General features: G+C 56.2%; 13 protein-coding genes. 2 read left to right on the forward strand and 11 right to left on the reverse strand.

Annotated features, from left to right (window positions below):
- The 4 genes from BHAP_RS00550 to BHAP_RS00565 all read right to left on the reverse strand — a co-directional run.
- Nucleotides 1–430 (reverse strand): transposase (locus tag BHAP_RS00550; RefSeq protein WP_211279651.1); only part of this gene is annotated, 430 nt, incomplete at its 3' end.
- A gap of 79 nt (nucleotides 431–509) precedes the next feature.
- Entirely contained in the window at nucleotides 510–1,316 is an 807-nt protein-coding gene (locus tag BHAP_RS00555) for a glycoside hydrolase family 43 protein (RefSeq protein ID WP_094728609.1), read from the reverse strand.
- 150 nt (nucleotides 1,317–1,466) lie between these two features.
- A complete protein-coding gene (locus tag BHAP_RS00560; RefSeq protein ID WP_094728611.1) occupies nucleotides 1,467–2,177 on the reverse strand; it encodes a YesL family protein in 711 nt (236 codons plus the stop codon).
- Between the two features lie 143 nt (nucleotides 2,178–2,320).
- A complete protein-coding gene (locus BHAP_RS00565; protein WP_244569187.1) occupies nucleotides 2,321–3,451 on the reverse strand; it encodes a glycoside hydrolase family 43 protein in 1,131 nt (376 codons plus the stop codon).
- A 167-nt stretch (nucleotides 3,452–3,618) separates the two neighbouring features.
- Between BHAP_RS00565 and BHAP_RS00575 the strand changes: the two genes are divergently transcribed.
- Nucleotides 3,619–3,966: a hypothetical protein gene (locus BHAP_RS00575; protein WP_143248696.1), complete on the forward strand. Its 348-nt coding sequence runs from the start codon at nucleotides 3,619–3,621 to the stop codon at nucleotides 3,964–3,966.
- A gap of 15 nt (nucleotides 3,967–3,981) precedes the next feature.
- On the opposite strand, the gene BHAP_RS00580 is transcribed toward BHAP_RS00575, so the two are convergent.
- The 3 genes from BHAP_RS00580 to BHAP_RS00590 all read right to left on the reverse strand — a co-directional run bounded on the left by BHAP_RS00580 (nucleotide 3,982) and on the right by BHAP_RS00590 (nucleotide 7,741).
- The gene (locus BHAP_RS00580) at nucleotides 3,982–4,938 is read right to left on the reverse strand and encodes a carbohydrate ABC transporter permease (RefSeq protein WP_094728619.1); all 957 of its coding nucleotides are present in this window, start codon (nucleotides 4,936–4,938) and stop codon (nucleotides 3,982–3,984) included.
- A gap of 17 nt (nucleotides 4,939–4,955) precedes the next feature.
- Nucleotides 4,956–5,960 (reverse strand): ABC transporter permease, encoded by a 1,005-nt coding sequence (locus tag BHAP_RS00585; RefSeq protein WP_094728620.1) that lies wholly within the window; start codon nucleotides 5,958–5,960, stop codon nucleotides 4,956–4,958.
- 170 nt (nucleotides 5,961–6,130) lie between these two features.
- Nucleotides 6,131–7,741, reverse strand: coding sequence for a type 2 periplasmic-binding domain-containing protein (locus BHAP_RS00590; protein ID WP_094728622.1), 1,611 nt, complete (start codon nucleotides 7,739–7,741; stop codon nucleotides 6,131–6,133).
- A gap of 415 nt (nucleotides 7,742–8,156) precedes the next feature.
- Here BHAP_RS00590 and BHAP_RS00595 point away from each other — a divergent pair, with 415 nt between their 5' ends.
- On the forward strand, nucleotides 8,157–9,206 hold the full coding sequence (locus BHAP_RS00595; RefSeq protein ID WP_094728624.1) for a LacI family DNA-binding transcriptional regulator: 1,050 nt from the start codon (nucleotides 8,157–8,159) through the stop codon (nucleotides 9,204–9,206).
- Between the two features lie 26 nt (nucleotides 9,207–9,232).
- Here BHAP_RS00595 and BHAP_RS00600 read toward each other — a convergent pair whose 3' ends face one another.
- The 4 genes from BHAP_RS00600 to BHAP_RS00615 all read right to left on the reverse strand — a co-directional run bounded on the left by BHAP_RS00600 (nucleotide 9,233) and on the right by BHAP_RS00615 (nucleotide 16,564).
- Entirely contained in the window at nucleotides 9,233–10,024 is a 792-nt protein-coding gene (locus BHAP_RS00600; RefSeq protein ID WP_094728626.1) for a hypothetical protein, read from the reverse strand.
- Between the two features lie 182 nt (nucleotides 10,025–10,206).
- Nucleotides 10,207–13,059, reverse strand: coding sequence for a 3-keto-alpha-glucoside-1,2-lyase-like domain-containing protein (locus BHAP_RS00605; protein ID WP_094728628.1), 2,853 nt, complete (start codon nucleotides 13,057–13,059; stop codon nucleotides 10,207–10,209).
- A 704-nt stretch (nucleotides 13,060–13,763) separates the two neighbouring features.
- A complete protein-coding gene (manD, locus tag BHAP_RS00610; RefSeq protein WP_094728630.1) occupies nucleotides 13,764–15,011 on the reverse strand; it encodes a D-mannonate dehydratase ManD in 1,248 nt (415 codons plus the stop codon).
- Nucleotides 15,012–15,142: 131 nt separating this feature from the next.
- Complete coding sequence (locus BHAP_RS00615; protein ID WP_094728632.1) at nucleotides 15,143–16,564, reverse strand: mannitol dehydrogenase family protein; 1,422 nt, start codon at nucleotides 16,562–16,564, stop codon at nucleotides 15,143–15,145.
- Nucleotides 16,565–16,573: the final 9 nt, after the last annotated feature.

Raw genomic sequence — 16,573 nt, forward strand, 5'->3', positions numbered from 1 at the left:
CGATATCCGCGTAGATGCGCTTGAGCTTGTCGCTCAGAGTCTGCGAGGGCATGCGATCACCCCACAACAATTGGCTGACATCATCAACCTGACGCGTGGACACGCCCGCCAGATACATGTCAATCAGCGCCTCCTCGACGCTCTCCTCGCGCCGCCGGTAACGCTCGATCACGGCCGACTCGAACACCGCGCCCTTCAGTTTCGGTACCTTCAGGCTCATTTTCCCGGCCTTGACGGTCAGATCACGCTTGTAATGGCCGGCCCGGTACGCCTTGCGATCCCCGCTGCGCTCGTAACGGGCGGCGCCCGTGATCTCGTCGGCCTCGGCGTCGAGCATTGCGTTCAACGTCTCCTCGACGCTTCTACGGACCATCCGGTCCAGGGTGGTCTCCAACATGGCCTGGTCGACCTGTAGAATCTGCTGTGACATGGCTTCGTGCCCTCTTTCCAATCGCGATTTGTTTTGTTTGGCGACAGAAAATCGTACACAGGACACGAGCCATGCCCTTTCATCTCAAGCCCAAGCCAAAGTGCGCAAAATTTCGGGCCTTATCTCCAACACCAACGTTTTCGCGGATTAACTGCCAGCCAGTATCAGCTGCTGACAACGGCAGCGCACCAACAACGGGCGTCATCACATCATGCGACCGTTCCTCACGCACGGTCATGAGTTTTTCATCCTTGACGAACCGATACCACCAGTCACCGTCGCGCGCGACAGTCGCATCGATCAAGCCGAACCCGTCGTGACCATTGCCACGGCACACGTCCATCCATACGCGCGGTGCAGAGAACTCGCGGAAATCCTTGGTAGTAGCGATCATCATGCGACCGTACGTCGGCTGCTCACGCGTATCCTGACCATCACCGTCAGCATACAAATTTGACGACCAGTACACCGCATACTCACCGAGTTCGGGAACCCAATACGCCTCAGGAGCCCACGTATTACCAGCGTTCGGCGCGGAAACAAGTGTGTGCCGCTGCTCACCCCAATGCACAAGATCGTCCGATTCCCAGATTTCAAGATATTGCGAACCACGGCACTGCGCTTCGCGGAAATTGCCGCGGAGTGCGGCAACATTCAAATCAGTCGCGATAATGAAGAATCGGCTACCGTCATGCGAGCGCATGATGAACGGGTCACGCAAGCCGCGTGTGCCGAACGTTGATGTGAACAGAGGCCGGCCACCGTTGAGAGTCTGCCAGCTGAGTGCATCGTTGCCGCGCGATACGGCGAGACTAATCTGCTCATTACCACCGGTATCGCCGGTGAAATATGCCCACACGTAGGCTTCATATGACATAGATGACATGACTACCCACTCCCCTGAAGTATTCCACCAATAGTTAGTTTACGATGCTTGCAGCTTCCCTATTAATTGCGAAAATGAGCTGTCGCACCGACCTCTTATCGTGGCTCCCCTAGCAAGGGGAGCCGAGATAACGGCAGATATGCCGACAGTTCAGCCGCGGCGCTTGCTCTCCTCGCGCTGGCGACGTTCCTCTGCCTTCTTCTTTTTCTTCTCTTCGACCGGCTCAAGCACACGCACATCCATGCCGGGCACGCGACCGAACGAGTAAATCGCCATCATTGCAAGGAATACTGGCACAGTAATGCCGAGCGCTACACCCAGACCAGGCCATGTGTAGTACGCCCACACGGTCGCAATAAACAGCACAGTTACCATAAACGAGCACCACGGTCGTGCGATCACCATCGCAATTGACGTGCGCACAACCCACATCGGCTTTTCGTCAAAGTTAGCGCGAATCGCCCATGATACGAGTACAAACAGGCCGTACAGCACGTTGATTACCAACAAAATACCGGAGACAGCGTATCCAATACGACCCATATCGTTCCAGTTGGCGAGATAGTAATCCCAAATGAGCAGCAACCAGATAATAAACTGCGGCCAGCCGAATACGTTCGCGCCGGCAAGTTCCGCTTTCCACGCGCGATGGAACGTCACCCAACTTTGTTTGATTGTCCATGAGCGATCGTTGACGTCGAGCAGCCATGTGCGGAAAGTCGTGTACAGTGCAGCGATTGACGGGAAGAAACCGCCGACGACGAGACCCATGACTGTGTGCACAATAAACGCGACTTGGCACACCATCAGCATCATGATGATGCGGCAGATGAACTCGTATCCGACTGCAAACCGCTGCATGGAAGCTCCTTTAGTTCCATTACGACGCCGGCAAAGTACAGGCGCGGCTCTCCGCATGAAGAAATCCGCACCCACTGTCAACGTCAGACCACTGGGTTGTCAACTCTTGGGTTGTCACATTACGCGAACGTATGTGAACGTTATCACCCCAGTGTACCGTCAGCCGCGCGCAAGCGGTCATATTCGGCGTGGGACAGAGAAAGTACGCCGCCGTGCTTGGTGTGCGGAGCCATGTAGAAATCGTCGGAACGCAGGTAGTCGAAACCACGGTCAGGATCGGATGTCACCATCGGACGGTATCCGATGGATGGAATAACGTCCACATATAGATACACACGACCATCGGAGTGCGACGCGAACAGTGCCGGCCCCTCGACGCCAGCAGGATCGTGATTCGGTACCCAGTCCGCACCGATTTCTTCCTGAATCACATGCCATTCGGTCGACGGCTCCCACCAGCGCGGCGAGTCGGTTGCATCGAGCCAGATACCGCGGCTCACGGTCGGCTGATCGTCAACTGGCGTACCGTTGGCTTTGGTCGCGCGATAGGTGCGGATAGTGCCGTCTGGCAGAGCGCGCTGTAGCATAGTCGTGTCGATCGTGGCACGATGCTTGTCGATAAATATGCCACCGTATTCGAACGTTGCGTCGGTGAAATCTTGCGTCACGCCCCACAGCACGCGATCGTATACAGCATCGTCAACGTGGTCGAGATCGTCGTCAGCGAATAGTTTGCTCGACCAGTAGACAACGAACGCACCGCGACTGCCGTTGTGCTCAGCTTCGGAACCTTCAGGATAGTAGTCCGGAACCCACAAAGCTTCGGGAGCCCATGCACAGCCGAGTTGAGCGTGCGTGCCGTCAGCGCGACGAGAGACATCGAGCGCGTGCGGCTCACTCCAGTGAACAAGATCGTCGGAGTACCAGATGATGAGATTAGTGCTTCCATGATGCGAGAATCCGTACCACGGACTGCCCGGCGCGGAACCACGACCAGAGCCGTCAAAGACACGCAAATCAGTGGCGATGATGTACACGCGACCAGTTTCGGGATTGCGAGTCAAATATGGGTCGCGCACACCGGTGGTGCCGAGCGATGACGTGAGGATTGGGTTGCCACCGTTCAGCGGATGCCAACGTTCAGGATTGTCACCCTCGGAGATGTCGAGGTAAATGCGCTCGGTATAATGCTCGGGATCTTCAATGAAATGGACAAGCAGGTAACCGTATGGGTCGGCCGGCGCCTGCGGTTGCGGCAATCGAGTGGTTGCCATGATGGGTTCCTTTCCCTGTTCTAGGGATGTGTGATGGTGTCCTGTGTGTGGGGCGGTGGGTGCGTCTGGGTTCTGCGTGGCGGTTTTCTCTCACTGAGTGATGCTCAGTGAGAGAAAACCGCCACGCAGAACCCACCAGAGCCGATGCCCACACACAATGGCCGTATGTGCGTGAAATTGTTATAGAAAAAGCCGGGAATGTGGCCACGAACGAAGAAGCGGAAGGAGAACAAGACTTCTTTGGTTCTGGGACGTTCCCGGCAAGAGTAGAGATGAAGGTTCAATGCTGGCTCCGGGCTGCGGCCTATATTGCCGCAGCCCTACGCTCGGCGCAGCCGGAAAGCGCACCGCGCTTTCCTGAAAGGCTGATCGTAGATCAGCCTTTCACTGCGCCGCCTTCGGCCCTGCAATTACGGACTCGCCTACGGCGAGACTCAATGCTGGCTCCGCGGCTCGCCCTGTATTGGCGAGCCGCTACGCTCGGCGCAGCCGGAAAGCGCACCGCGCTTTCCTGAAAGGCTGATCGTAGATCAGCCTTTCACTGCGCCGACCATAACACCCTTGTTGAAGTACTTCTGGAGGAAGGGGTAGAGGATGAGCAGCGGGATGGTGGAGATCAGGATGATGCCGTACTTAATCTGATCGGCGAAAAGCTGCAACTCGCCGGCACTCATCGAAGAGTTACCAGTCTGCGTGCTGTTCGCAAGCAAGATATCACGCAACACGTTCTGCAACGGCTGCTTATGAGTATCCTGAATGTACACAAGACCAGTACCGAAGTCGTTCCAGTGCTGCACGAAGTAGTACAGCATAATCACGGCCATAATCGCAGCAGACAGCGGAATCACAATCTTGAAGAAGAAGCCGTAGTAGCTTTCGCCATCCAGCTGGGCCGCCTCATGCAGTTCCTCAGGAATCGACGACTCAAAGAACGAACGCGCGACGATCAAATTGAACACATTCACCGCACTCGGCAGAATGAATACCCACATTGAATCGAGCAGTCCAAGAGAACGGAACAGCAGGTAGTTCGGAATCATGCCGCCCGCAAAGAACATCGTGAACGTGAAGAAGAACATGATAATACGACGCGGAGCGAACTCACGACGAGACAGTGCGAACGCCGCTGGGATAGTGACCGCCACGTTAAGCGCAGTACCAACCACGGAGTAAATAATCGTGTTGAGATAGCCCTGCCAAACGCGATCGTCGGAGAACACCATCTCGTAGCCCTTGACATTAAAGCCAAGCGGCCAGAGTGTCACTTTGCCGGATGCAACAAGCGTCTGATCAGAGAACGACGCAATAATCACAAACCAGATCGGGTAAAGAACAGCGAGTACGACGAGAGCCAGAATAACCCAAATTACAATATCAACAACCCAGTCGCCGAACGTACGCTGCTGTGTAACCTTCGGATTCCACGGAATATCGTCAGACGAGGTCTTCGGCGCTACGCCGGTGGGAGAAACAGTTGCTTGTGCCATGATGATTCACCCGTTCCTTAGAAGATGCTCGTATCCGAGAACTTCTTCGAGATGAAGTTGGTCATTACGAGGAAGAAGAAGTTGATCAATGTATTGAAGAGAGTTGCAGCCGTAGACAGCGAGATCTGACCGTTGATAATACCCATCTTGTAGATGAAGGTGGAGAGTACTTCGGAACCGGGCAGGTTCAGTGCGTTCTGCATCAGGAAGGTCTTATCGAAGCCGACGTTCAAAATACCACCCATGTTCAGGATGAGCATGATCACGCAAGTCGGCAGAATAGTTGGCAGATCAACGTTCCAGATAAGCTGGAGTCGACCAGCACCATCGATTTTAGCGGCTTCATACAGTGAGGTATCCACTGCGGAAAGTGCAGCGAGATAGATGATGCAGTTCCATCCGCAGTGCTGCCAAACTTCAGTAATCCAGTAAATCGGTGCGAAGAACTGCGGGTAAGCAAGCAGACTCTGTTCGCCAAAGAAACGACCGAGCATGCCAGTGTCAGGAGACAGGAAGATGTTGATCAGCGAGACCATAACCACTGTCGAAATGAAGTGCGGCATGTAGGTGATGGTCTGCACGAACGACTTGATCTTCATCGAATGAATCTGGTTGATGAGCAGAGCCAGAATAATCGGGAAGACGAAGCCGAAAGCTACGGTTTGCAGTGCGATATTGACCGTGTTGCGCAGAATCAAACCGAACTGCGGGTTCTGGAAGAACTGGTTAAAGTATTTCAGGCCGACAAATTTGTCACCGATAAGGCCCTTACGCGGATCGTAATCTTTGAAAGCGAGAAGTAGGCCGTACATCGGGACATAAGCAAACAAACCAGTGAAGCACATTGCGGGGATAACGAAAGTCCACAATTGCCAATACAGCTTGAAGTGACGACCAAGTCGCTTGACCAGCGGCTGATGCTTGCGGGCTGCGATATTATCCACAACCGGCGCGGAAACCGCGTTACCCGCGTCGACGGTCTGCGAAGCTACACTCGCGCCCGTGCCTGTGTTCTGTACCATGATTCCTCTTTGGATGGAGTGGATTTGGTTCTTTCATGATGAGTGCTCCCGATTGATTGGGAGCACTCATCTTTTGCGGCTTTCTCATACGGAAAACCAAGTTATATGTATGTGTTGGTGAGTTTCTCTTATTTCAAAAAACTCACCAACATTTGGATTGAATAGTGTGATTACTCGCTGAGCTTCTTCCAAGCGTCGTCGTACCACTTCTGCCAGAGCTCGTTATTCTGGTCAATACCCAGCGGTTCGAGACCCTTGACGTAGCTATCCCACGTTGCATCGTCATCAGCGCCGCCGTTCTGGATGAACTTGGCGATCTGAGGCAGTGCAGCAGACAGGAACGTAGCGGAGTTGTTCGACAGCGTGGTGGAATCAGCATCGGACGGCAGAATGGTGATCGGGAAGTAATCCTTGCCAACAGCCTCAAGCTGCTTGGCATAGACGTCATCAGCCTTCTTCAGACGAGCAGCAGCTTCGTCACCGTTGATAGTGACAGAGTCCGGAATCCAGCCAGCAAAACGATCAGCAAATGCCGGGCTCTTGTCGTTCGCACCAAGGTTGAAGAACTTGGAGTTGACCGTGTACGAATTGTCGCCTTCCTTGGTAACCCATTCACCGAAGGCACCGAAGCGCTGCTGGATGGACAGGTCCTTGCCATCGTACATGGCATTGATGAGCTTGTAGATCGCGTCCTTGTTCGGAGCATCGGAGGCCACGGCCACGCCGTAATCCTCGAATGCACCTTCATCCTGCGAGTGGTCAGCCGCAGCAGTCACACCATCAGCAGACGCCGGCCATTCGATTGCCTCATACTGATCGCGCAAATCAGCACCGAACGCGTTCGGCTCGTTGGTCAAAGCCAGACCGACGGTAGCGGTCTTTCCATCGGAACTACCAGTCAGAGATGCGTAGTACTTGGAGGAGTCCTGCGTCAGGGAATCCTTTGGGCTGTAACCCTTCTCAATCATCGTGTGCAGGAACTCAACAGTCTGGCGCAGCTGGTCGGAAATCAGGTAGTTCTTAACCTTGCCGTCCTCGACATACACGCCATAACGAGACGGAGAGTTGTTGAACTGGGTGGAGATACCGGTGGAGTTCAAGAACAGCAGCGGGGACCACCAACCAATGTCAGAACCCATGTTACGCATTGCGTACGGGATTTCGTCGGCCTGACCGTTACCGTTCGGGTCCTGCGTCTTGAACGCTTCCATCACCTTGAACAGCTCATCCCAAGTCTTCGGGACTTGCAGGCCCAGCTTATCGAGCCACGTCTTGTTGATGAACAGGTGCTGGCCGGAGGTCTTGTAGTTCTTGCCGGAGTAACGCGGCAGCGTGTAGATCTTGCCGTCTGGCGTGGTGACCATACCCTTAGCAGCCGGCTGCTCTTCAAAGAATGCCTTAACGTTCGGCATCTTGTCGAGGTCATCGGAGAGATCCTCAAAGAACTGGTACTTCTGGGCATCAGCCGGGTGGTATCCGCGGATGGTCACATCAGCAGGATTGCCAGCAGACAGGGTTGCAGACTTCTGCTGAGCCCACTGAGTATCGGAGACCTGCGACCATTCAATGACGCAACCACATGCCTTCTCGAGATCCTTAGTCCATGTCATGGTCTTGACATCTTGGTTGGTTGCGTTCTGGAACATGACCTTGATTAGCGGCTTGCCATCCTTGGTCTGCTCCTTGGCGCCGCTTGAGCCACAACCGGCCAGAATCATGGACATGGCACCCACAGCCGCAACTGCGGCCATAGCCTTCTTTGCCACACCTTTGTTCGACATCTTGGTTCCTTTCTTGTGTGCGCTCTTCGCACACGGGTTCGACCGGGAGTTTCGTGTGGCGCGGAAGGAAAAGGAAGAAAAACCTCGCCACACCAAACTCTGTTGTCGGTTCACCTCGTCATGGGATTAACGCTAACCAATATAAGCCATTTATAATCAATCTGCAAATCAAGTTACAGAAAACTTCAAGTTCATTGACCTATGAGCAGCAGAAACGTTGAATTTTCAACGTTTATACTCAATGAAAAATATGACAAAACGTAAAGTTAACCGTAATTTTCGGCGTGTCGCAACACCCGTTATTCACTTATTTGACGAGACAGTAAGATTACGCATATACTTAACGATAATTCATAGAGATCGTTAACCTAAAGTAGGGTTAGATCAGTTATAGAGAGCATGCCAAAGGAGCATCATGAAACGATCAGCCGTCACGCTGAAAGATGTGGCCGCAGCAGCGGGAGTTTCGGCCATGACCGCATCCAAAGCCGTGCGCAACGCTCCCGGTATCAGCGACGCCACACGCGATCGTATTCAAACCATCGCCCGCGAAATGGGCTACACCGCCAACGCATCAGCCAGTATGCTCAAATCAGGCCGCAGCGGCATTATCCAAATCATCGTCAACGAATACGATATTCCGTTCTACTCTAAGCTCATCGCCGCCATGTCAGACGCGGTCGTCGACGCTGGCATGGTGCCATTCCTTCAACAAACCAAATACCGCGCCGATAACGCTACCAATGCACTGACCAACTCACTGTTTTCTGGCACGCTTGCTGACGGCGTTTTTATCCACGCTTCAGGCTTGACCGGAGAACTCGTCGACTCAATCAAACACGGTCGCCCCGCACTGTTTATCGATACATACGAGGAACGCACGCTCGTGTCGAACATCATGTTCCCCAACGAGGAAGGTTCACGAGCCGCTATAACCCATCTTGCCGAACGTGGATGCCGTCGCATCGGTATCGTCGGCCCGCCGTTCATCGACAATAACGAGCTACTCACCAAACCCACCACTCGTAAGCTACGCCTGATGGGCGCTAAATCAGCGCTTATTAATCTCGGCTTGCCTTACGACGAGTCAATGGTGATTCCTCTCGTCGGCATGAACGAAACATATGCACGCGAAGCGATTCGCGCCCGCGGACGCGACGGCATGCCATTCGACGGCCTGTTCTGCCTCAACGATTCCTCGGCAATCGGTGCAATTCGCGGACTTGCAGATATCGGCCTACGCGTGCCCGAAGACGTAAAAGTCATCGGCTTCGATGGCGTGACTTCTGGCGAGTTTTTCGTGCCGTCATTAAGTACGATCAGTGTCGATATGAATCAGCTTGCCACACTGGCCGTGATGAACTTGCGCCAGCAGATCGAAGCGCCTGCTGGGAAGCGACCAGTGCCGACAACGACGACCGTCGGATATACCCTCGTCGCGCGCGAATCCACCGTTGTACGGTAAATCTCATCAACGTGGATTCGTGAGTATTACTCAAACTTGAGATAGGTGATAAACTGCTTAGCTCGCTGTTGATGCGTCTGATCAGTCACGTTGCTAAATCCGATAATCATGTCACTTGGCAACCCGCTAATCGACGACCACGTAGCCGACTTCGACAGCGCGAAACCGTACGCTTGTGTTGCATCATCAGTCGGCTCGCCGCTCTTATCAACCAGTACACCAGCGTTCGCAAGCTCATCCATTACCGCCGAATCCTCAACCGTCGACGCCGTATTAATAAGTCCACGCTGATTGAGCTGCGCGAATGTATCCTTGCTCGCGATCATCATATTGATATCGCCGGCAGTGACCATCGTCATCACTTTGGCAGAATCATCAGTAAAACCGTCACCGGAAATACTGTAGTCACCGTTCATATCGATCAGTCGATCGTCGTCAATCGCACGATCCTTAACAAACCCAGCCTTCAACTTGTCAAGCTGAGCATCGTACCGGCTCATATCGAACCCAACCACCGAAAGTTCCGGCTCCGGCGGACGCGTGACGATCGTCACCACGAGTGAAATCACAACCGCTAACGCAACAACCACAGCGACTGTGCCGAGCAAGAAATGCTGCACGAAAAACGGCCATTTCTTGTCTTTCGGCAGTTCCTTGAATGTCTTCCACTTTGACTGCTTGACGTACACATTCGTGGCAGCGAGCGCAGCGACCGCATCCTGTTGTTCGGCAGTGAGCACGCCGGGCTGAGTGTTTTGCGCATTCGACGCAGCGTTAGTCTCGTTATCGTTCACATTACGTTTGCTGTCATCGCTCATGTGCAACCTCCTCAACCCATATGCAACGGTCACTCAGTATAGTCAGCAGCCTGAGGATTGGCTTAGAGCCGCGGACTGTATCCTTAGGGCACGCGATGGCAAATTACCTAATTTTGCCATCGCGTGAACACGTGAACTAGGGAACGTGCTTATCCCCGCGCGCAATCCAATGCAATCCGCGACTACGCGAGTACACCAAGTGCGTCGAGCGCGAAATCAGCCGTGTTCGCCGTGCGGAATGTGACCGTGTGACGACCACGAGACAATCCGCCCAAACGGAACTGACAACGCAGCGAACCGTTAGTCGCATGCGTCGACGCGCCAGCCGCGAACAGTCGTCCGTCAACAAATACATCGAGCTTCGCACGACCGTCACTTGGGCCAAACAAATCCACACCGGTTCCGTCGAACGTCAACGACACGGACGCACCCGGCGTTTCCGCCCGCGAAATCGTCCGCATGTAGGTGAACATGCCTTGACCGTTATCATGCGTCCACGGTCCTTCGTAGCGCAGAATCTGGTGCGACGAGTCATCCCACGACGTCATGTGCATGTCGTCGATCAGCTGCGTGTAGTACGGCGACGCGAATTCAGTCGCCGCCGCACCGGCAGCGCCATCACTCGTCACTTGCACACGCTCCACACGCAAATTCGAGAATCGCACATGGTCAAAACTCGTGCCAAGATTCACGCGACCAGCCGACTGCAACGCCGGATTAGACCACGTCGTGACCTGCGCACCGTTGACGAACACCGTCGCAGTGTCGCCGTTCACTTCGAGAGCGATCGTATTCCATACTCCCGCGCCGGTCGCGAACGGCTGCGCGTCAGCGACACCGGAAGCGCACGCCTCAGCCGCACGCTTGCGCAAATCCTCAAGATGACCGCGACGTACCTCGTTACCAAAGTTACGCAACAGCCACACGCCGTCGGCGCGAATCTTGAAATCCACGCCGCAAATGTCAGTCGTGAACTTGTTGCCTCCCATTTCGCGAGCGCCGAGTAGCACGTACGGCGCACGACCCGGGTAATCCTCGAACTTCACGTCGACCGACACGCGGTAATTCGTCCAACGCATGTTGCCGATCGCCGTGCGCGGGTCGCCTTCAATCCACGCGTTGCCAGCGTGAGTCCAGTCAATCTGCTGGCGCAGCACATGGCCACGCTCGTCATCTGGCACGATCTCGAACGCGCCGTTCGTGTCGGTAGTGTAGCGCGGGGTCGCACCGTGGTCGCCGCCGCGCGAAGTCAGGTAATCCTCGGTGATGAGCTGATCGAACTTGTACGTTTCAACCGGGGACGCGTCGGCGTACGCGAAATCGTCCACGTACAGCACGCCGTGTTCCGGGTCAACGTCCAGCACAGCACGACTATTTTCGGGGGTGTGCGGGATGTCGGTTGCGTATTCTGGCCGCGCGGTCAGCGTGCCGGTTTGCGGGTCGACGATCGCAGAGTCGAGCGTGGTCGCAGTGATCATGCTCCACGGTTCGACCGTGATTGTGTATGTCGCAGCATCGGCTACGTTTGCGGTCGCATCGTCTGATTGCACGATCGTAACCGGCTTGCGATAGTTTGCATCGTACGGCTGGCCGGCGTCAGCAGCACGCGTCTGCCACACCGTGATTGGCTTGCCAGCCGCTGACAGAGCACGGTCAATCGTGATGTGATACGTCTTGGTCAGGCTGCTATCGTTAACGATCACAATGCTTAGATCGCTGCCGTCAGGCGCGGCAAGTGTCAGATAACTCGGCTCACCGTGACGCGCCTCGGATACTGGATTGTTGCCGCCGACTTCGCAACCGCTGGCTTGCGGGATGGCACGCCAGATCGGGCGCTCACGACCGGCCGCAACGGTCGCACCATCGCCTGACTGCCAGCCAAGGTTCGCAAACCGCGCGAAATGTTCAAGCACCACGCAACCCGCGTCGTAATACATCCAGCCGCTCCACGGGTCGCGCGCCGAAATCAGCTCCTTCGACGCGTACTCCATGTGCTCGTAGCATGAACCGATCGCCGGCTGGTAGAGCGCAGCCGTGCGACGCGACTTCACGAATCCCTTGATGAGCGTGTTCGCCATTTCAAGCGGTCCGCCGATACCGCCGATACCAGTGCCAGTACGCTCTCCCAGACCGTTGTCCATCGTGTTGTTCGGGCGGTCAGCCGAGTTTGAGAACACCGCTTGCGCTTCGGAATTCCAAATTTCCTTGTCAAACTCGTCGGCAAGACGCGTGAAATTACCGTCCGCATCATCCACCACCGAATAATGGTACGCAGCCACGTCCATTGCGGCTAAATAGCGCGGGTTCGCGATCACATCGCCACCGAACGTGCCGGTCGTCTCCTCGTCAGACGTGATTACCTTGATCGCGTGGAACAGGTCGCGTTCCTCATCCGAGCGGAATCCGGCGTTCGGGTCGTCTGGGCCAGCACCAAGGAACCCGTCTGTATCGCCGTGCACGCGGTCAGCGAATTCGGCGATCCAATCAAGATCAGCAGTGCGCTCGTTGACATCGGGGTTAACCGAGTCGACCATCACGCCATATTCGCGGTAGGCAGCCAAAATCGTGTTCTTGTACCAACGGTACACGTCGTCGTTGGTGTGCACCCAAGTCGGTGCATGCCAGCGTAGAATGCTCACATGCACTCCGGACTGATAGCGACGAGCGTCGGCGGCGAGCTGGAAACCGGGCTCGCGGCGCACCTGTGGGTATTCATCGCGGTCACGCATGGTCGCCACGTTCGGGCCAGTTGAATTATTGCGATCATTGCCCATTTCGATCTTGACCGTGTTCATGAGCGGGCGATCGCCGCCATACAGCGTACGCACGAGCGTCCAGTACGTGTCCGGGTGTTCGGCCTTGTAGTCCATGAGCAGCGAGGATGTAGCGTTGCCGGAGAGCACGCCGAAACCCTTGTATGTCAAGCCGTTGCGATTCTTCGCCGCAGCGGCCACGTCGGTGGCACGTATTGTCACACCAACGGGCACATTGTCGCTCTGCGATGCATCGGGCAACGTCGTAGTAGTGGATGTCATGACGTAATTCTCCTTATCACAAAAACCTAGTATTCTGCATCAGAAGTTCGTTTACGATGTTCGTTGCACCCCTTGGCAACACACCGCCACGCATATTAGTGCGTGGCAGAAAACGCTCGCTGAGCGGCTCTCAGTGAGAGAAAACCGCCACGCGTGACGGTAACTCTTGGCTCCCCTTGTCAAGGGAGCCGCTCTCACTAACGAGTTAATAACGCAGGATCTAGGAAAACACTAGGGCGGGTTCTTTGGCGGGCGTTTTAGAGTCTTTCTGCAGGCTTTCTGCAATCTGAGAGGCAGATTTTCGTCTTTGCTGAGATCTTTATGCAATCTGAGAGGCAGTTCATTGTCGTCATCAGCGCCAATGTACCAAGTTAGGGGGCAAAAAGATGGATGATATCAATGCCTCACTGCCTCTCAGATTGCAGAAAGAACCCGGAGCTTGCGCAAATCTGCCTCTCAGATTGCAGAAAACCTACAAACTTAGCGCTGAATCTCAGCAAGACGTCCTCCGTCACGCCCTCCGTCACCGACGCGCATGGCCGCAACACACGAAAAACGGCTGGGCGGAGCCTGCCTGTTTGGCTTCGCCCAGCCGAAGTCAGCTGGAACGGTGACGACGCATCACCTCAGTTCTCGTGTGGTAGTCGATAATTATCGACTACCACACGAGAACCAACCGAGGCTCACTGCCGTCACCGTGTGGATCACCACTCGTGCATGGTGCCGTCGAGCAGACGGTCGACCGGTAGCGGGGCCGGCTGGTACGGGTACTTCGCCGCGAGCTTCTCGTCGAAGTCGACGCCGAGGCCTGGCTTGTTGCCCGGGTGCAGGTAGCCATCCTTGAAGGTGTACGAGGTGTGGAACACTTCGAGCGTCTCGTCGGAGTGCTTCATGTACTCCTGAATACCGAAGTTCGGGATCGCGAGATCGAGGTGCAGGTTCGCAGCCATGCCAACCGGGGAAACGTCGGTCGGGCCGTGGAAGCCGGAGCGCACGCCGAACAGCTCGGCGAAGGCCATGAGCTTCTTCATGTGGGTCAGACCACCGGTGTGAGTGACGGCGGAACGCACGTAATCGATGAGCTGCTCTTCGATCAGCGTAATGTAATCAGACCACGAGTTGATGATCTCGCCGATCGCGATCGGGGTGGTGGTGTGCTCGCGCACGATGCGCAGGTACTGCTGGTTTTCCTCGGCCGGCGTGGTGTCTTCCATCCAGAACAGGTCGTACGGCTCAAGCAGCTTGCCGAAGCGAGCGGCTTCAATCGGGCGCAGACGGTGGTGGGAATCGTGCAGCAGGATCAAGTCCTTGCCGTACTTGTTACGTACTTCCTCGAACACGCCCGGAATGGTGTTGAGGTAGGTGCGAGCATCCCACACTTCCTCGACCGGGACGGTGGTGCGGCGAGCCGGCTCGTAGTCGTAGCGCACGCCCTTTTCGCCTTCGCCCTGCTGGGCGTTGGCCGATGCGGCGACGCCGTAGGTGGACGGAATGCCAGGCAGCGCGTACTGAATACGGGTGGCCTTGAAGCCGAGGTCGCGGTACATGTCAATGCTGTCGTACAGGCTCGGCAGGTCAACGCCGGACGCGTGCGCGTAGGTCAGGATGCCGGTGCGCGATGCGCCGCCGAGCAGCTGGTAAACCGGAACACCGGCCTTCTTGGCCTTGATGTCCCACAGGGCAACGTCGACTGCGGAGATCGCGGCCATCGTGACCGGTCCGCGCTTCCAGTACGCACCCTTGTACAGGTACTGCCAGATGTCCTCGATGTTGTCCTCGTCCTTGCCGATCAGCGACGGGGCGATAGTCTTCAAGTATTCCGCAGCGACGAGTTCGCGACCGTTGAGGGTTGCGTCGCCGAGGCCGACGACACCGTCGGTGGTAGTGATGCGGAAGACGACGAAGTTACGACCAGGGCTGGTCACGAAGACTTCGGCTTTTTCAATTGCCATGATGTTGGTTTCCTTTCTGGATTTTTGGAAAAAATCAGGTATGCGGCCCGGACATGGCCGCGATTGCCTAGCAAGGCCCGCAGTGGCTACGCCCTGTTCTCGGCCGTTGCCGTCTGGGGCCGCATGACCGTTCAGGCGCGCTTGGCAGCTTCAGACGCGAGCGCTTCCTTCTGCGCATCGACTGCCGCGACGAACTCGTCGGATGCGGCGAGTTCCTTGTCGAGGTAGGCTACGACGTTGCGCGTCGCGTCCGCACCGTCGGCCTTCGCCAGCGGCAGCACGTCGTCAAGGTATGCGTCCTGCGCATCGGTTTCGCCGTGAGCGCGCAGGAACAGAATCCACGCGGCGACCGCACGCGCGGCCGGGTCGATCGACTTACCGTCAGCAAGCGCTTTCTTAGCGACTGGCGCGATACGTACCGGCAGTTTCTGTGAACCGTCGGCGGCGATACGCAGCAGGCTGTCGTGCATGCGCGGGTTGGAGAAGCGTTCGAGCAGCTTGGCGCGGTAGTCGTCGGTGGAGATGGTCAGGTAACCGCTTGCCAAATCCCACCATTCGTTAACCCACGCGTTGATCGTCGGATCGGCGATCGCCTCGCCGACAGTCTTGACGCCGAGCAGCGTGCCGATGTACGCCATCGACGTGTGCGCACCGTTGAGCAGCCACAGCTTGCGGTGTTCGTACGGGGTCACGTCGTCGGTGATGACCGCGCCGACCTTGTCCCATGCCGGGCGTCCCTTCGGGAAGTCGCCTTGGATGACCCATTCGATGAACGGTTCGGTGCGTACCGGGAACTCGTCGTACCAACCAAGTTTGTCGGCAACGGTCTTGCGGTCGGCATCGGTGGTGCGCGGCGTGATGCGGTCGACCATGGAGGTCGCCCATGCGACGTTCTCGTTCGCCCAGTCGAACAGGCTCGGATCGACAGCCTTGATGGCTTGTTCAACGACCTTGCGGAATGCTGCACCGTTACCGGCGAGGTTGTCGCACGGCAGAATGGTGATCGCGCCAGCGTTGGCAGCGCGGCGCGCGAGCAGACCAGCGGTCACCTTAGCTGGGATCGTGATCAGTTCGTTAGTTTCGTGGTCGGCTTTGAGCGCGGCGAGATCAGCTGCAACGTCAGGATGATCGACTTCGAGGTCGCCGTTACGGTCGCGCATGTAACCAGCTTCGGTGACCGTGGACGTGACGATCGCGATGTTCGGGTCGGCGAAGTAGCGGCGCATCGCAGCGATATCGTCGGCGGAGTGGATGGACGACACGGAGGAAATGACTTCGAAATGGTCACCTTCCGGGTTGGAGACGATGAGAGTGTACACATCATCTTGCGGGGCGAGCGCTTCGAGCATGACGTTGTCGCCGGCGCGACCGGTGAATGCAGCGATGCCCCAGTCGGCAGCGTCCGGCGCGTGTTCCGTGTAGAAGGCTTGGTGGGCACGAGTGAAGTTGCCGATGCCGAGGTGCAGGATGCGTTCGGGGGCGGCCGGGCGGCCGTGTGCGGCGCGGCTCAGGCGCGGCTTATCGGTGGGGTTGACGGGGGTTGTTTCAGTCATGATGATCGA

This window comes from Bifidobacterium hapali, assembly GCF_002259755.1.
In the GTDB taxonomy this organism is placed as follows: Bacteria; Actinomycetota; Actinomycetes; order Actinomycetales; family Bifidobacteriaceae; genus Bifidobacterium; species Bifidobacterium hapali.

Excerpts from the sequence above, each read along its gene's own strand:
- BHAP_RS00555 (WP_094728609.1), bottom strand. The coding sequence starts at position 1,316 with ATGTCATCTATGTCATATGAAGCCTACGTGTGGGCATATTTCACCGGC.
- BHAP_RS00560 (WP_094728611.1), bottom strand. The coding sequence starts at position 2,177 with ATGCAGCGGTTTGCAGTCGGATACGAGTTCATCTGCCGCATCATCATG.
- BHAP_RS00565 (WP_244569187.1), bottom strand. The coding sequence starts at position 3,451 with ATGGCAACCACTCGATTGCCGCAACCGCAGGCGCCGGCCGACCCATAC.
- BHAP_RS00580 (WP_094728619.1), bottom strand. The coding sequence starts at position 4,938 with ATGGCACAAGCAACTGTTTCTCCCACCGGCGTAGCGCCGAAGACCTCG.
- BHAP_RS00585 (WP_094728620.1), bottom strand. The coding sequence starts at position 5,960 with ATGGTACAGAACACAGGCACGGGCGCGAGTGTAGCTTCGCAGACCGTC.
- BHAP_RS00590 (WP_094728622.1), bottom strand. The coding sequence starts at position 7,741 with ATGTCGAACAAAGGTGTGGCAAAGAAGGCTATGGCCGCAGTTGCGGCT.
- BHAP_RS00595 (WP_094728624.1), top strand. The coding sequence starts at position 8,157 with ATGAAACGATCAGCCGTCACGCTGAAAGATGTGGCCGCAGCAGCGGGA.
- BHAP_RS00600 (WP_094728626.1), bottom strand. The coding sequence starts at position 10,024 with ATGAGCGATGACAGCAAACGTAATGTGAACGATAACGAGACTAACGCT.
- BHAP_RS00605 (WP_094728628.1), bottom strand. The coding sequence starts at position 13,059 with ATGACATCCACTACTACGACGTTGCCCGATGCATCGCAGAGCGACAAT.
- manD (WP_094728630.1), bottom strand. The coding sequence starts at position 15,011 with ATGGCAATTGAAAAAGCCGAAGTCTTCGTGACCAGCCCTGGTCGTAAC.
- BHAP_RS00615 (WP_094728632.1), bottom strand. The coding sequence starts at position 16,564 with ATGACTGAAACAACCCCCGTCAACCCCACCGATAAGCCGCGCCTGAGC.